Annotated in this window: 12 protein-coding genes; 4 read left to right on the top strand and 8 right to left on the bottom strand. The window is 40.0% G+C overall.

The features are described from left to right. Window positions 1–298 precede the first annotated feature (298 nt). Window positions 299–2230, bottom strand: coding sequence for a leucine-rich repeat domain-containing protein (locus NEOC84_RS09800; protein ID WP_207391840.1), 1932 nt, complete (start codon window positions 2228–2230; stop codon window positions 299–301). Window positions 2231–2628: 398 nt separating this feature from the next. Next, window positions 2629–4971, bottom strand: coding sequence for a leucine-rich repeat domain-containing protein (locus tag NEOC84_RS08210; RefSeq protein ID WP_166157905.1), 2343 nt, complete (start codon window positions 4969–4971; stop codon window positions 2629–2631). Between the two features lie 251 nt (window positions 4972–5222). Here NEOC84_RS08210 and NEOC84_RS08215 point away from each other — a divergent pair, with 251 nt between their 5' ends. Further along, a complete protein-coding gene (locus tag NEOC84_RS08215) occupies window positions 5223–5369 on the top strand; it encodes a hypothetical protein (protein ID WP_166157908.1) in 147 nt (48 codons plus the stop codon). An 87-nt stretch (window positions 5370–5456) separates the two neighbouring features. Here the strand turns inward: NEOC84_RS08215 and NEOC84_RS08220 are convergent, their stop codons facing one another. The 6 genes from NEOC84_RS08220 to NEOC84_RS08245 all read right to left on the bottom strand — a co-directional run bounded on the left by NEOC84_RS08220 (window position 5457) and on the right by NEOC84_RS08245 (window position 10664). Beyond that, on the bottom strand, window positions 5457–6380 hold the full coding sequence (locus NEOC84_RS08220) for a DUF2608 domain-containing protein (protein WP_166157911.1): 924 nt from the start codon (window positions 6378–6380) through the stop codon (window positions 5457–5459). A gap of 7 nt (window positions 6381–6387) precedes the next feature. Next, on the bottom strand, window positions 6388–7044 hold the full coding sequence (locus NEOC84_RS08225; RefSeq protein ID WP_166157914.1) for a protein-L-isoaspartate(D-aspartate) O-methyltransferase: 657 nt from the start codon (window positions 7042–7044) through the stop codon (window positions 6388–6390). Window positions 7045–7055: 11 nt separating this feature from the next. Beyond that, a complete protein-coding gene (gene yajC / locus NEOC84_RS08230; protein ID WP_242678240.1) occupies window positions 7056–7478 on the bottom strand; it encodes a preprotein translocase subunit YajC in 423 nt (140 codons plus the stop codon). Between the two features lie 11 nt (window positions 7479–7489). Next, complete coding sequence (tgt, locus tag NEOC84_RS08235; RefSeq protein ID WP_166157917.1) at window positions 7490–8590, bottom strand: tRNA guanosine(34) transglycosylase Tgt; 1101 nt, start codon at window positions 8588–8590, stop codon at window positions 7490–7492. Window positions 8591–8597: 7 nt separating this feature from the next. Beyond that, window positions 8598–10055 carry a 23S rRNA (uracil(1939)-C(5))-methyltransferase RlmD gene (gene rlmD, locus NEOC84_RS08240; protein ID WP_166157920.1) on the bottom strand — a complete coding sequence of 486 codons (1458 nt, stop codon included), beginning with the start codon at window positions 10053–10055 and terminating at the stop codon, window positions 8598–8600. A 231-nt stretch (window positions 10056–10286) separates the two neighbouring features. Continuing rightward, window positions 10287–10664 (bottom strand): histone, encoded by a 378-nt coding sequence (locus NEOC84_RS08245; protein WP_166157923.1) that lies wholly within the window; start codon window positions 10662–10664, stop codon window positions 10287–10289. Between the two features lie 1560 nt (window positions 10665–12224). Between NEOC84_RS08245 and NEOC84_RS08250 the strand changes: the two genes are divergently transcribed. From NEOC84_RS08250 to NEOC84_RS08260, 3 genes are all read left to right on the top strand, one after another. Further along, a complete protein-coding gene (locus tag NEOC84_RS08250; protein WP_166157925.1) occupies window positions 12225–13985 on the top strand; it encodes a leucine-rich repeat domain-containing protein in 1761 nt (586 codons plus the stop codon). A 536-nt stretch (window positions 13986–14521) separates the two neighbouring features. Beyond that, window positions 14522–15910: a leucine-rich repeat domain-containing protein gene (locus NEOC84_RS08255; protein ID WP_166157928.1), complete on the top strand. Its 1389-nt coding sequence runs from the start codon at window positions 14522–14524 to the stop codon at window positions 15908–15910. A gap of 121 nt (window positions 15911–16031) precedes the next feature. Next, window positions 16032–16720, top strand: a 689-nt coding sequence (locus tag NEOC84_RS08260; protein WP_166157931.1) for an IS701 family transposase, incomplete at its 3' end; no start/stop codon positions are given.

Consider the following 16720-nt stretch of genomic DNA (forward strand, 5'->3'; position numbering starts at 1 on the left):
AAATTACTCTTTTTCTTTTTTATTAAGCAATTTTTATTTTAAGAAAAAAGGAAGGGTCATCTATCTTCTATAGAAGCTTTAGCGATCTCTCTTATTCCTTTCTCAATTTTTAGCTTATCTTCCCATACGTTGGTGAGTTTAGACCGAGCCGATTATCATAGTTGTAAAAAGCTTAGGAGGCCTACAAAGGTTCACTTTCTCTTCCTACTCACTTTACAGTCATAACTTACTTAAAAAGCATAGATTATCATATCCGCAGCCATTTTCAGTCCAATCGCGTCTATCAAATTATGATGAACTAACAGAGGTAGCATTTATTTCCTAAAAAGCGATTTTCCTCAACCCTAAGCTCAATAAGTTGAGGAAGCCGCCGAATCTCCGCAGGAATAGCAGTTAGCTGGTTGCCCCTTAAGTCAAGTATTTCCAACTGAGAAAGCTGCCCAATTTCCACATGGAGGTAAGCTAGCTGGTTGTTGCTTAAGTCAAGCATTACCAGCTGAGAAAGCTGCCCAATTTTTGCAGGAAGAGCGGTTAGCCGGTTGCAACTTAAGTCAAGCCATTTCAGCTGAGACAATTGCCCGATTTCTGCAGGTAGAGCGGTTAGCTGGTTGTAACTTAAGATAAGCGTTTGCAGTTCAGACAATTGTCCGATTTCTGGAGGCAAACTGGTGAGATGGTTATGGCATAAGTTAAGCATTTCCAGCTTAGCAAGCTGCCCGGTCTCTGCAGGTAGAGCAGTTAGCTGGTTGCCGCCTAAGCAAAGCGTGTCAAGCTTAGTAAGCTGCCCGATTTCTACAGGAAGAGCGGTTAGCTGGTTGCAACTTAAGTCAAGCGTTGTCAGCTGAGAAAGCTGCCCGATCTCTGCAGGAAGAGCAGTTAGCTGGTTGCTGCTTAAGCAAAGCGTGTCAAGCTTAGTAAGCTGCCCGATTTCTGGCGGCAAAAAGGTTAACCCTGAAAAATATAAGCCTGAAAAATATAAGTAAGTAATAGTTTTACCGTACTCTTCTATCCATCGTGTTAACAGCGGTCCTTTTTTCTTTAAAGGTAAAGCTTGAATCTGTGGTTGATCTAAATATTCTGTTCCATCTGGTAAATTTTGCCAAAGTAAGAGGCGGTTAATATTCAGCAGATAGGAGGAGTAATTAGAAAGAGTGAAGGCCTTGCTTTCTTTAGCATTTCCTTCAAATTCTGTAGGAGAAAGAGAGACGGCTAAGGTAAAGAGCTTTTGAAAGATATAGGGAACTTTTTCTTCAATAGGAAGAGTAGGCTCAATTTCATAAATCTTATCTAAAATACCCGCTTGTTTTATAAAATCCCCATTTCCTTCAGGAAAATGAACTTGGAGGATTGCGTTGTAAAGAGAGGCCATAGAAATAGGCGTGATGGATAGAGGAGAAAGAGTTTGAATTTCTTTAGACGAGGTTGAAGAAGAGGTGGAAATAGAAGACTGAGGAGCGGTTGGGGCAAGAGAGGAAGAACTTTGATGAATTTGGTGCAATTTTTCGAGAGCAAATTGCCTAATCTTTTTATTCTCTCCTAATAATTTTTCCGTCCATTTATAGCTGGTCTTATCTTTCTCGGTCAGTTCTTCACTGTCCTGGTTCATCAACTCTTCCAATTGATTCTCTAGCATTTTCTTTAAGGTTGAATGCTCTTGGATAGAAGGTTCTTCTAAAAGATTGAATAAGAGCTCAGTGTAGCGCTCTTTATAAGAATCTGCAGAAGGAAGTTTTTTTTCTTTACCTTTATCAGAAAAAACGAGAGGAAGGGACTGTAAAGATGAAGAAGCTTCGGAAGAGCGTTTAAGGCAAAATTCAAGATAGGCTTGGGCTTTTTCATACGTAGGAGTTAATTGCAGAGCTTGTAGCAAAGCTTCTATGGCAGTGGCATGCTCTCCTTTTTCAGCAAGCTCTTTACCGCGTAAGAAATGGTTTACAGCTTCCTCACTAGGCTCATGCTTAATTTCTTCTAATGGATGGGATTCAGCTGTTTCAGCCAGGTGCCTGACCGTGTAGTTAGGTGCATGCCTTTCAATAAGCGTTCTATCTAGAGGGCAAAGTTTATTGCGTGCTAAGCATTGGATGAGGGTATCTTCGTTAAAGGTATGGCCACAGGGAAACAAAGTAACCGCCCGAGTCATCAGCTCTCCTGAGACGGGATCTTCTATATTTTCTGAGACTGTAGTACGAAAAGTTATTGGGATGCTAGAAGTAGAATCTGACGGCATCATATAAAAGCTCCTTAAGATTTTATGGTAAGCTATTACCTTATGAGGCCAGCTGTAGCCTGCTTTTTAAAGAACTAATCCTTACCTTTTGCCAGAAAACTACTCTTTTTCTTCTTTATTAAGCAATTTTTATTTTAAGAAAAAAAGGAAGGGGCGCTTATCTTTTATAGAAGCTTGAGCAGTTTGCCTTATTCCTTTTTCAATTTTTATCTTATCTTCTCATACGTTGGTGAGTTTAGACCGAGCCGATTATCATGGTTGTAAAAAGCTTAGGAGCCCTATGAAAGTTAATACTCTATTCCTCCTCTCCTTATAGTCCCAAAGCTTAAGCCACTTGAAAACCTATGATGTCATATTTGTAGCGATCGTCGGTCCAATCGCGTCCATCAAATTATGATGAACTACCAGGGGCTGCATTTATATCCTATAAAGCGAATTTTCTCAACCCTAAGCTCAATAAGTTGAGGAAGCCGCCGAATTTCCGCAGGAATAGCAGTTAACTGGTTGTTGCTTAAGTAAAGCCATTGTAGCTGAGACAGTTGACCAATTTCTGCAGGAAGGGAGGTAAGCTGGTTGTTGTTTAAGTCAAGCACTCGCATCTGAGACAATTGCCCAATTTTTGCAGGAAGAGCGGTTAGCTGGTTGAAACTTAAGTCAAGACTTTGCAGTTCAGGCAATTGTCCGATTTCCATAGGCAAACTGTTGAGCTGGTTATGGTTTAAGTTAAGCGTTTTCAGCTGAGAAAGCTGCCCGATTTTCGCAGGAATAGTGGTTAGCTGGTTGTTCCTTAACAAAAGGGTGTGCAGCTGAGAAAGCTGCCCGATTTCCGCAGGAATAACGATAAGTTGGTTGCCATTTAAACGAAGTTCTTGCAGCTGAGAAAGCTGCCCGATTTCTGCAGGAATAACGATAAGTTGGTTGCCACTTAAAAGAAGCTCTTGCAGCTGAGAAAGCTGCCCAATTTCGGCAGGAATAGTGGCTAGCTGGTTGTCTCTTAAGTAAAGCATCCGCAGCTGAGAGAGCTGCCCAATTTCCGCAGGAAGGTTGGTGAGCCGGTTGCCATCTAACCAAAGGCTTTTCAGCTTAGAAAGCTGCCCAATTTCGGCAGGGATAGCAGTTAACTGGTTGTTGTTTAAGCTAAGAACTTGCAGCTTAGTAAGCTGCCCCATTTCCGCAGGAATAACGGTAAGTTGGTTGCTGCTTAAGGTAAGCTCGTGCAGCTGAGAAAGCTGCCCAATTTCCGCAGGAATAGAGGTTAGCTGGTTGTTCCTTAAGTAAAGTATTTGCAGCTCAGACAGCTGCCCAATTTCCGCAGGGATAGTGGTTAGCTGGTTGCCGTTTAATTCAAGCCATCGCAGCTCAGACAGCTGCCCAATTTCGGCAGGAATAGTGGCTAGCTGGTTGCTGCTTAAGCCAAGCGTCTGCAGCTCAGACAGCTGCCAGAGTTCTGGCGGTAAAAAGGTCAAGTCTAACCCATCAAGCCACAGGAAAGTGATACCATTACCATACTCTTGTATCCACTGCATTAACAGCTCTCCTTTTTTCTTTAAAGGTAAAGCTTGAATCTGCGGTTGGTTTAAATACTCGGTTCCTCCTGGTAGCTTCTGCCAGATTAAAAGGCGGTTAATATTCAATAGATAGGAGGAGTAATTAGAAAGAGTAAAGACCCTGCTTTCTCTTGAGTTCTCTTCAAATTCTAAGGGAGAAAGAGAGACGGCTAAGGTAAAGAGCTTTTGAAAGATATAGGGCACTTTTTCTTCAACCGAAAGATTAAGATTAGGCTCAATTTCATAAATCTTATCCAAAATACGCGCTTGTTCTATAAAATCCCGATTCCCTTCAGGAAAATGAACTTGAATGATTGCATTGTAAAGCGAGGTCATAGAAATAGGTGTGATGGATAGAGGAGAAAGAGGTGGGATTTCTTTAGAGGAGGTTGAAGAAGCAGTAGAAATAGAAGATTGAGGAGCGGTTGGGGCAAGGGAGGAAGAACTTTGGTGGATTTGGCGCAATTTTTTGAGGACAAATTGTCTAATCTTTTTATTTTCTCCTAATAATTTTTCCGTCCATTTATAGCTTAGCTTATCTTTCTCGGTCAGTTCTTCGCTGTCCTGGCTCATCAACTCTTCCAATTGATTCTCTAGCATTTTCTTTAAGGTTGAATGCTTTTGAATGGAAGGTTCTTCTAAAAGATTGAATAAGAGCTCAGTATAGAGCTCTTTAGAAGAATCTGCAGAAGGAAGGCTTTTTTCTTTACCTTTATCAGAAAAAGCAAGAGGAAGGGACTGTAAAGATAAAGAAGCTTCTGAGGAGCGTTTAAGGCAAAATTCAAGATAGGCTTGGGCTTTTTCATACGTAGGAGTTAATTGCAAAGCTTGTAGTAAAGCTTCTATAGCAGTGGCATGCTCTCCTTTTTCAACAAGTTCTTTGCCGCGTAAGAAATATCCTACAGCTTCCTCACTAGGCTCACGTTTAATTTCTTCTAATGGATGAGACTCAGCCGTTTCGGCCAGGTGCCTGACCGTGTAGTTAGGTGCATGCCTTTCAATAAGCGTTCTATCTAGAGGACAAAGTTTATTGCGTGCTAAGCATTGGATGACGGTATCTTCGTTAAAGGTATGGCCACAAGGAAACAAAGTAACCGCCCGAGTCATCAGCTCTCCTGAGACGGGATCTTCTATATTCTCTGAAACTGTAGTACGAAAAGTTATTGGGGTGCTAGAGATAGAATCTGACGGCATCATATAAAAGCTCCTTAAGATTGTATGGTAAGCTATTACCTTATGGGGCAGATGTAGCCTGCTTTTTTAAGGAACTAGTCCCTACCTTTTTGCCAGAAAATTAATCTTTTTCTTCTTTATTAAGCAATTTTTATTTTAAGAAAAAAAGAGAGACACTTATCTTTTATAGAAGCTTGAGCAGTTTGTCTTATTCCTTTTTCAATTTTTATCTTATCTTCTCCTACCTTGTGGATCTTTAGACCGAGCCGATTATCATGGTTGTAAAAAGCTTAGGAGGCCTTATCTCTGATAAGGAAGGCTTAAGGCAACTCCTCGAGCATAATTGCTGGGAATCAGTAGAAAAAGCATGGGTAAGTCAAGGCTATCCAAAAGAGAAGGTCAAAAGCGATGCGCTAAAATAGGGCAAGGAAGCCGATGTGGTGAAAAGCTGCCGGGCAGAAGATAGATGTAAAACTTGTATAAAAAATTAGGTAAGCGTGTTAAAAGTTTTAATTTTGCCACTTCCTTATAAGCTCATTAATAAAATAGTCTGGATTTTTGTCAGGTTCTGCTTGAGCTATTTTTAATGCTTCCTCATCTGATAGTAGGCGATCATTTTGAAGAAAGGCTTCTAGTTGAATGTTTGCTAGTAAAGGATCAAATTGTTTATGGAAATGATCTAGTTGGCTGTATCTAAAACCGCAAAATGGTATACCCATAGCTTCCACCATACTTTCTACAGACTTCATATGGCGGGGACTATCGTCGATAAATATAACTTTACTAGGGCGAAGAGAATGATGGTTTAAAAAGTTTTTTAAGAAGGGGCCTTTATCTTGATAATCGGTAAAAATAATGCCTTGAGAAAAGCATTTGTAGGAGTTAGAATCAATCAATTTTGGCAGTCGATTAAGAGAAAAATCAATGCCCACACTTTTTAGATGTTTATAGGCACAAAGGTCAGCCTCTTGCATGTAATCAGGATTTAAACAACGAGCTGTTAAAGCAAAAGTAAGAATTCCCTGTTGCTGAAGTTTTTTGATAATTTCAGCAGCAGAAGGATCTATCAGCCTCATCGGAACTTGAAGCATAATCTTTTGAATGATTTTATTAACTTCTAAACGAGCTTCCTCCTTAGACAAATTAGCAGTAGACATTTTAGATACAAAATAACTCCACCATGGGGTATTGCCCAATATACTCGTCGTATTAATCAGAGTATCATCAATGTCAAAAAAAATTATAGAATGTGGATCTACCTCTTGCAGGATATCAGCAAAACGATGCGTTTCTACAACTTTTGCTGAAAGTGGCATCGAGAATAGGAAGGCAACAACTAACAAGAAAAAATTCCCTATCAAAGCTAGCCAAACGCGCCCTTGATGGCGTAAGATGAAATAACCTTTCATTATTTGCCTTAGTTTGCTGGCCATTTTTCTCCTAACTTTCCCACCCTTCTTTACCTATTAAAGGAACAAAACGGACAGGTTCAAAGGTCTCTTGAGCGTATGTTTCCTCAGAGGTTTTACGCAGGCGCAGTAAAAGTTGGCTAAAACTATCGCCCACAGGAATAATCAGGCGACCGCCAATCTTTAGTTGTTTGATAAGAGTTTGAGGAATAGCAGGAGCACCTGCTGCCACAATGATAGCATCATAAGGGGCATGTTCAGGCCAGCCTAAGGAGCCATCTGCCACCTTGCAATGGATAGAAAGATAGGCTAGCTGCTTAAAGCATTCTTGAGCCGCATGCGCTAAGTTAGGCAAAAATTCAACAGTGTAGACTTCTTGCGCTGTATAAGCAGCTACAGCTGCTGCATACCCTGAGCCAGTGCCAATATCTAATACAATTGAATCAGGTGTAATTTCAGCTAGTTGATTCATTAAAGCCACTATGAAAGGCTGGCTAATAGTTTGCCCCTCCCCTATAGGTAAAGGCCTATCTTCATAGGCATCTTCTTGCATAGAAGCAGGAACAAATAAGTGACGAGGGACATGCCGCATAGCTTCCAAGGTAGCTGGATCAGTAATTCCTCGGGCAAGAAGCTGTGTCCTTACCATCTCTTGCCTTTTGTGAGAATAATCATCATCAAGTGGCATAACTATCTTCCTTAAGAGCTTTTTTCCTCAACTTTTCGCTCTTCTTTATCAGCTTTTTTAGCTTCTTCCTCTGTGGCTGCTACTACATCAGTAATAGCTGCTTTAAGCATCTCGATCTTTGAGCCATCATACATTTTGAGTATAACAGTATTGTCTTCTATACGCACGATCGTTCCGACAATTCCCATAGCGGTTACTCGATCACCTTTTTTTAAGGCATTACGCTGCTCTTCTATGGCTTTACGACGTTTTTGTTCAGGCCTCCATAAGATCAAATAGAAGAAAATCAGAGCGATCGCAATCATTACAAAAGTTTGAGTCATTCCTTGATCGCGAGGAACAATTTCAAGATTAGTGTTTTCTTGCGCAAAAGCTATCGTATTATTCAACATAGTAAAGCCAAGTGTAGAAAAGCAAGTCATTTTCATAATCATATTTCATCCTTTTAATGCGGATACAACGCACAAACTTTTTGATAAAAATCGGCTAGAGTATCATTTTTTATTGCTTCCCTTAATTTTTGCATAAAATCTAGATAAAAGGCTAGATTTTGTAACGTAACTAATGTTAGGCCGGTCATTTCATCCACATTGAGGAGATGACGTAAGTAAGCTTTAGAGAACTGAGAAGTATAGGAGGGGGTAGAAGGATCGAGAGGCGAGAAATCTTCAGCATAACGAGCAGCTTTTATCTGCACTTTTCCGGCCCAAGTAAAAGCCGTGCCATTGCGTGCATTTCGCGTAGGCATCACACAATCGAACATATCGACTCCCCGCATTACACTCTCCACTAGATTACGCGGCGTTCCTACTCCCATCAAATAGCGTGGTTTTTCTACCGGCATGAAGGGCACGGTGTGATCGAGTACCTCATACATAATCGAAGCAGGCTCGCCGACAGAAAGGCCGCCGATAGCATATCCTTGAAAATCTAGATTAGCTAAAAACTGAGCAGACTGCTGACGCAAATCAGCATGCACTCCGCCTTGTACGATTCCGAAAAGATTTTGATGAGGTTGCAAGTCATAATTTCTACAACGCTCCGCCCAACGATGGGTTCTTTCTAAGCTTTTTTCCACAGTTTTTTTTTCACAAGGATAAGGTGTACATTCATCAAACGCCATCACAATGTCAGAGCCTATAGTTTTTTGAATGAACATGCTCTCATCGGGTCCCAAAAAGTGACGCGAGCCATCAATATGCGATTGAAAATGGACTCCTTTATCGGTGACTTTGTTAAGAGCAGACAAAGAAAAAACTTGAAATCCTCCTGAATCAGTAAGTAGAGGGCCTTGCCAATTCATAAAAGCATGCAAGCCACCAGCTTTAGCCAAGATCTCTACCCCTGGACGAAGCATCAGATGATAAGTATTACCCAAGATAATTTGAGCTTTCATATCTAACAGATGCTGATTAGTCAAGGTTTTAACAGCTGCCCGAGTACCTACAGGCATAAAAACAGGCGTTTCTATCGCCCCATGGGCAGTCTCTATGCGCCCTACTCTTGCACGGGAGCAAGTATCGGCCTTACAAATCGTAAATTTCAAGAAGAGCCTATATGTTTGATGGAGTTTTTTCTAGGAGAATCAAACTGTCGACATGGATAGTTTGAGGAAATTGGTCATAAGGTTGAATATATTTTACTGTATAACCATTCTGCGATAGCTCAGCAATATTAGCTACATGGGCCTGAGGATTGCCAGAAATATAGAGGATTTTGGGAGCATTGAGACGAAGTAAATGTTTCATCGTGAGAGGATCAAGACCTGCGCGTGGAGGATTTAATAAGACTAAATCAGGTAAAGGAAATAAATTTTCATCTTGAATTTGGCCCAAAGCATAGCGCACCGCTCCTGAAATAATAGTGACATTCTGCCTATTATTCAAAGCAGCATTTTGACGCGCATCAAAAGCTGTTTCCGGAGAGATCTCTATACCTATTACCTGTTTAACGTTTTTTGAAGCGCAAATACCTAACACTCCTGAGCCGCAAAAAAGATCATAGATGATATCTTCTTTGTTTACCTTTGCTAACTGCAGGGCTAAAGAATAAACCTTTTCTATTTGCCTTATATTAGGCTGGAAAAAAGAAGAAGGGCTAATTCTAAACTTATAGGTTACTGCAGGCTTTTCAACATCTGCCTGAATGTCCAGTTCTTCTTCAATATATTGAGGTCCATAAAGTAACATTTCATAAAAGTTAGTGGCCATACCAGGACTTATCTGTTGAATCCTAACAAATATACTTAACTTAGCATCTGACTGTTGAGGTTCAATAGCAGTATGTAAAGCATGAACAAAGCTTTCAAGATGGCAATTTTGCAAAGCATAATCAGGGTTACCAGAGACCGTCAACATTACCATGCGATCTCCTGTCTTCATTCCTTCACGTAGCGTCAAGGACCTTAATGAGCCGGTATTCTTAATAGGGTAATAGGCTTCTAAATTTGATTCTTCCCACCAAGACTTTACCGCATGGACAGCTTGAGTAAACCAGGAGTTGGGAAGATGGCATTCCACAAGATTAAAAACTTTTCCTTTTGTAGAGTCAAGAATCAAGCCTAAGTACTTAGTTTTATTTAAATCTCTTGAAAAGGTAAAATCCATTTTGTTTCTGTAATTCCATTCGGATTCTGAGGGCATAATAGGAACCAGATGGGTCTCTGGCGTGATTACACTGCGGAAAATATCTTTAGCTAAAGATTCTTTGTAACGCAGTTGAGTATCGTAAGACATTTGTTGCCACTGACACCCACCACAGGAGCCAAAATGTATACATTTAGGAATGATTCGGTCTTTGGAAGGCTCAATAATTCTTTGTATTCCTCCTACCCAGTGCGCTTTATTTCTGCTATGTAGCACAGAATGGACTGCATCTCCAGGGATTGCAAACGCTATCTCAGCTTCTTTAATTTCCTCTTCTGAACGTTCGATGCGACCTAAGCCATGTCCTCTCTTGGAAAATTCATTTATTTTAACATTCGCAAAACGAGTTTGTTTAGAATAAGGCATATCGCTAGATTATTAAATTTTGGTCAAATAATAAGGTTAAATAAGCAGCTATATAAAAGCAAGGTGATTTAGGAACAGTTAGAAGCTTTGTACAACAAGGTAAACAACTTAAAAAATATAAGCGCCTCTATTAGGTGGATTTTTTTATTCACCTGGTCAGATAAATTTTTCGAATTCGATAAGGAAAGTGAGGTAAAGGGGAGGTAATAAACCCCCCTAAAAAACTATCAATTATCTCCAGCCCACTTGCTTCGTAGGAAGTTTTGCGGTAGGTCTTTTTAAGGAAAAAGGACGTGCCTTAGCTTTATGTGTTTTAGCTTTTGGCTTAGCTGCAGGTTTTGCAGCTGGCTTTGTAGCGATTGGTTTTGCAGCTGGCTTGGAAGCTTTTTTAGGAGCAGTTACTTTTTTAGCTGTTTTTTTTGTACCTTTCGTCGTTTTTTCAGATTTGATAGATTCTTTACGATAAAGCTTAGAAACTTTTTCAAGCTTAACGGTTCCTGTACGAACACGTTGAGAAGCTGCTTTGTTGCCTTTCTCAGCTTTTTCTAAATCATTAGTAATGTTCTGAAGCAGGTCTCTTAAATTTTTGACCGTATCTTTTAATGCCATGGTGATTTGCCTCCTGATTTTTTGAGTTTCATGACGAAGTAATAAATATTAACTTTGGATATATTGTGCAACATTTTTCTTCGTTTAGCGAAAAATAATCTTACTTTTGCGTTTGATGGCAAGCCTATTACAAAACGAGCGCCCAAGCAAAAAAGGCAGCTGTAGGAGTATCTTAAGCTTTGTTTTCATTTTAATCCTAGCATAATTTAAGAAAAACTTAGGCTAAAAACAATCTTACGAGAATTTAGGAAAAAGATGTCACCAATGCTTTGAAAACTCTATCCAGCTGCATTCCCTCAAAATTTTTAGCTTCAAATATCTAAGAATAAGGGACTACAAGCGTGAAATCAAAGGGGTGCAAAAGCCTCAAATACCCCGCCTCCCTTTTCTTGCTTGGTAGGCTTTCTAAGAATAAAACAAAATGCAATTATGCTAAGCATCTTTCTAAGAGGAACTTAAAAAAAATTACCTCTCTCCCTTTTTATCAAATCGATTAAATATTGATTACTTTTCATTTTCCGTTAAATTTTTATGGATGCTTTGATAATTTCTAATAAGTTTGTTCAATGAAAAATGCTTGCCATCTTTTCTTTGCAGGGGTCTAGTAGCAAGTTCCTCTCCTAAAAACCATTATTAATGCATAATGATTGCTACTCTCTTTCTCTTTATCAAAAACAGGTAAAATCAGGCTTACCCCCAAGGGGGCTTCCTTAAAAGCTATCTAAGCACTCAGTTTTTTTCTTATCCTAAAAATTTATATTGTAGACTCTTCTAAGCCGTGGGATGATTAGATGGATGGCACCTTAGATAAAAGGATGCAAGCCTTAATTGATACAGCCTAATCTTGCTGAAATATTAGATTGATAACCTTTAGCAACGGATGCTTCTTTCAGCACAGAAAGGAGGAAAACAGAAGATTGAGTATGGGTTTAGAAGAAAAAGGAATAATCATGCATCCATCACATAAATGAAAAGGGCTTGCTTGTAGCTTTTAAGAATGCAACAGATAACTTCAAGCCAAGCATCGAATGGCTCAAGTTTTAAACCAAACAAGCTTAAAATTGGCTAAAACAGGAAAAAAGTTAATTAAAGTTTTTTATATTTGATACAAATAGGAGAGGATGAGGCTGAATATTTAAGGAATTAATTATTAATACAAAAGCCCTTTCGTAAGCTTATGGATGAAAGAATGCCGGGAAAACCGCTGAGAGAGTTATTTTTAATCTAAAGAAGTGGGATGGCAAGTAGGGCGAGCGAGGGCTTGGCTGCAAAGAAAACTTTAGATGAATTATGAGTAGAATAAAATAGAGCTTAGGTTGGCTTGCTTTTAGCTTGATAGAAATTTGGATGGATCAATTGGTGAGATAACTCCTCTTAAGTGCTGTTTTTAAACTAAGGAAGGTAAAAAATTATAAATACTTCTTATATTCCTCTATTTTCAAGCTTGAAGATTAAGAGTTTGTTTCTCATATTTTCTTGCCTATTGCGCTTCTTCCCTGTATAAGCAGGTCATTAAAAAACAATTAAAAACATGTACATATCTTAAAGTAGTCCCCTATCATGAATCTTAGTTCTTCTATCACCCTTGGACACCTACCTAATGAAATACTAACCCTCATTTTAGAGCACAACACCTCGCCTGCCTTCTTTAGCGTTTGTACAAGATGGCGACATCTATTGAACATGGAAGTAATGCCCTCTCTTTATAAACAAATAGGTAAAATACACTTTCCTCAAGTAGGTATTAACAAGCAGGCTCTTACTTTAGACAAAATTTATAAGCTAGAAGATAGGCTTTCTGAAGTGGAAAAAGTCAAGGCAATCTTTAAGCAAACCTTTGCTTTGGCTAGCTCACTTTCTCCTATGGAGTTAGAATTTAAATGGAAAACTGAGGAGAAAAGATATTTTACCCTGGCTAACTATGCCTCTTATCTTATAAATATTAATCGCTTGTTAGTGTGGAAAAAACTACCTGGTGGAGGAGAATACTTAAAGCAAGAAAACATCAAGTATTTGCCTTTACATAAAAAAGGAGAGCTTCTTAGAGATTGGATTGCAGAAAATTGTAAAAACATCACGGCTTTAGATTTATCTAACGCAGGCCTGACTTATTTACCCCCAGAAATATGCCAGTTATCTCAGCTGCAAGAGCTTAGGTTAAGATTCAACCAGCTCACCTCTCTGCCTACAGAAATCTGCCAGTTGTCTCAGCTGCAATGGCTTGGCTTAAGCCAAAACCAACTTACCAGTCTTCCTGCAGGAATAGGTCAGTTATCTCAGCTGCAAGAGCTTAGCTTAAGAGAAAACCAGCTCACCTCTCTGCCTACAGAAATCTGTCAGTTGTCTCAGCTGCAATATCTTAACTTAAACCAAAACCAGCTTACCAGTCTTCCTGCAGGAATAAGCCAGTTATCTCAGCTGCAAGAGCTTTACTTAGGCCAAAACCAGCTCACCAGCCTTCCTGGAGAACTCTGGCAGTTGTCTCAGCTGCAACGGCTTGATTTAAGCCGAAGCCAGCTCAATAGCCTTCCTGCAGAAATTGGGCAATTGTCTCAGCTACAAGCTCTTGACTTAAGTCAAAACCAGCTCACCAGCCTACCTATAGAAATCGGACGGTTGCCTAATCTGCTGCAGCTTAACTTAAGCCAAAACCAGCTCACCAGCCTACCTGTAGAAATCGGACGGCTGTCTAATCTGCTGCAGCTTAACTTAAGCCAGAACCAGCTCATCGCTCTGCCCGCAGAAATCAGGCAGTTGTCTCAGCTACAACAGCTTGACTTAAATCAAAACCAGTTCATCGCTCTGCCCGCAGGAACAGGTCAGTTGTCTCAGCTGCAATCGCTTGAATTAAATCAAAACCAGCTCACCGCTCTGCCTGCAGAAATTGGGCAATTGTCTCAGCTGCAAGTGCTTCACTTAAGTCAAAGCCAGCTCGCCGCCTTACCTATGGAAATCGGGCAATTGTCTCAGCTGCAATATCTTATGTTATATCAAAACCAGTTCACCAGCCTTCCTGCAGAAATCGGACGGCTGTCTCAGCTGCAAGCGCTTAATTTAAGTCAAAACCAGCTCACCAGCCTTCCTGCAGAAATCGGACAATTGTCTCAGCTGCGATGGCTTGATTTAAATCAAAACCAGCTTACCTCTCTACCTCCAGAAATTGGGCAATTGTCTAAGCTGCGAGTGCTTGCTTTAAGAGAAAACCAGCTCACCAGCTTACCTGCAGAAATCGGGCAATTGCCTCAGCTTACCGAGCTTGAATTAGCGGAAAATCCTTTAAAAGATATCGACGAAAAAATAAGGCAGCGTTTTCAATTGTAGAATGGCCTTAACTACTTTTTAAATTGGGGTGAGCTAAAATGAAATAAAAAACTTTTAGCCATCCTATCTTTAAACAAGTAATCCGCTTTCCTTCCGGCAACTAAGCAAGCTTAAACTAACCTACACATTTATAACGACAAGGAGCTTCTCTCTTTTTCTGCAGACTGCTAGGCTGGGAGGACAACTTTTTTTGACAGGAAGAAGCTAGGCGTAGTGTATTTTATCAGTTGGTAGAAGAATTAAAACAAGGCGCCAAAAAGAGCTGTTTTTCTCAAATAAAGCAAAAAATCCATCTCATTCTTTTAGCCAAGCCAAAATTGCCGCGTCACTTAATCGCCAAGACCTGTGGTTGCTCCTGAATGCTTAGAAGGCCTCCCCCCTTTCCGTGAATCTATCTGAAAAAGAAGCGCTGGTAGATTATCGGTGATTTATTTTCATTGAAAGGATACGAATTCGTTTGACTTGCTTTTTTAATTTTTTTATTTTGTTTTAAAAATGAAAATGCTGAGAAAGTTATTATTACCCAAGGAAATAAAATGCATCCTATCTCTTCGACATCTATAGAATGCTTGCCCAATGAATTGTTGCTCCCTATCTTAGAGGCTTGCGTAGTTCCTTCCTTATTTAGCGTCTGTAAAAGATGGCATCATCTGCTGGCTTCTGAAGTCATGCCCCCTCTTTATAAGCAAATAGGTAACGTGCATGTTCCTCAAGGAAATGTTAAGGAGCAGGCTCTTATTATAGATAGGATTTATAAGCTAGAAGAAAAGCTTTCTGAAACAGCAAAGGTAAATGCAATCTTTAGGCAAATCTTTATTTTAGCCAAGCCGTTTTCTCCTTTGGAATTTAAATGGAAAACAGAAGAAAAAGCAGGCTTAACGCTGGCTAATTACTTTTCTTATCTTGTAAATATTAATCGCCTTTTACTTTGGAAAAAGCTTCCTGGTGGGGGAGAATACTTGAGCCGAGAAGAAATTAAGCACTTGCCTTTAGAAAAAAAAGGAGAGCTACTTAGAGATTGGATTGAAGAAAATTGTAAAGACTTAACTTTGCTAAATTTATCTGGAGCAGGCTTGATTTATTTACCCCCAGAAATATGCCAGTTGTCTCAGCTGCAATGGCTTGACTTAAGTCAGAACCAGCTTACCAGCCTGCCTGCAGAAATCGGGCAGTTGTCTCAGCTGCAATGGCTTGACTTAAATCAGAACCAGCTTACCAGCCTTCCCGCAGAAATCGGGCAGTTGTCTCAGCTGCAATACATCTCCTTAAACCAAAACCAGCTCACCAGTCTGCCTGCCGAACTCGGGCAGCTATCTCAGCTAGAAGTGCTTGGCTTAAATGAAAACCAGATCACCGCTCTGCCTATAGAAATCGGGCAGTTGTCTAAGCTGCAATGGCTTTACTTAAATCAAAACCAGCTCACCGCTCTGCCTATAGAAATTGGGCGGCTGTCTCAGCTGCAAACGCTTGACTTAAGAGAAAACCAGCTCACCGCTCTGCCTGCAGAAATCGGGCAATTGTCTCAGCTGCAAACGCTTGAATTAAATCAAAACCAGCTTACCAGCCTGCCTGCAGAAATCGGTCAACTGTCTCAGCTACAAACCCTTTACTTAAATCAAAACCAGCTTGCCAGCCTGCCTGCAGAAATCGGTCAGCTATCTCAGATGCAAACCCTTTACTTAAATCAAAACCAGCTCACCGCTCTGCCTAAAGGAGTGGGGCACTTGTCTCAACTACGAGTGCTTGACTTAAGCCAAAATCAGCTCATTAGCCTGCCTGCAAGCATAGGATGGCTGTCTCGCCTGCTATGGCTTTACTTAAATCAAAACCAGCTCACCAGACTTCCTACAGAAATCAGGCGGTTGTCTCAGCTTATCAAGCTTGAATTAGCGGAAAATCCTTTGAAAAAAATCGTCAAAAAATAAGGCAGTGTTTTCAATTATAGAATGAACTTAAATACTTTTTAAATTAGGGTGAGCTAATACTACCTCGTTAAGTGGCTTTTTGATATTAATGTAGGTAAGGTTTATTAATTAAGGAGGGGCAATGAATCTAGAGCAATTAAACTCTATTCGCGAACAACTTAATGAATGGATTAATGTTTTTAAAGCTCACTTAGGAAGATCAGAAAGAGTTCATTGGTGCAGATTGTACATAGCAGGACTCATATTAGATGGAGAAAGAAAATCTATCGAACCTATGGCAAAAAGGCTTCCTGGGGGAAATGAACAAGCTATTCAACAATTTGTCAATCAAAGCCCTTGGGACCATGCAGCGATGCAACAACAACTGGCACAGCATATGGCTCAAAGCATGGGGGTTAAAAAAGGAGTACTTGTTCTAGACGACACTTCTTTACCCAAAAAGGGAAAGTTCTCGGTAGGGGTAGCCAGGCAGTATTGTGGGGTTTTAGGAAAAATTGCTAATTGCCAATCAATCGTCACATGGCATTACTGTGAAAAAGGTAAAGAGCATTTTCCTATCCTAGGGGAATTATTCCTTCCCCAATCTTGGACAAAAAGTAAAAAAAGAATGCAGGTAGCCAAGGTTCCTAAGGCAAGATACAAGTTTTTAAAGAAATGGCAGCTTGCTTTACAACTTTTAGATGATATTCTTAAGAAAGATTTTCCCTATAAAGCGCTTGCTTTTGATGCCGGTTATGGAGAAAAACGAGAGTTATTGGGAGAATTAGATAAAAGGCAGTTAACCTTTGTGGCTCAAATTCCTGAAAATCA

The organism is Neochlamydia sp. AcF84 (genome assembly GCF_011087585.1).
GTDB lineage: Bacteria > Chlamydiota > Chlamydiia > Chlamydiales > Parachlamydiaceae > Neochlamydia.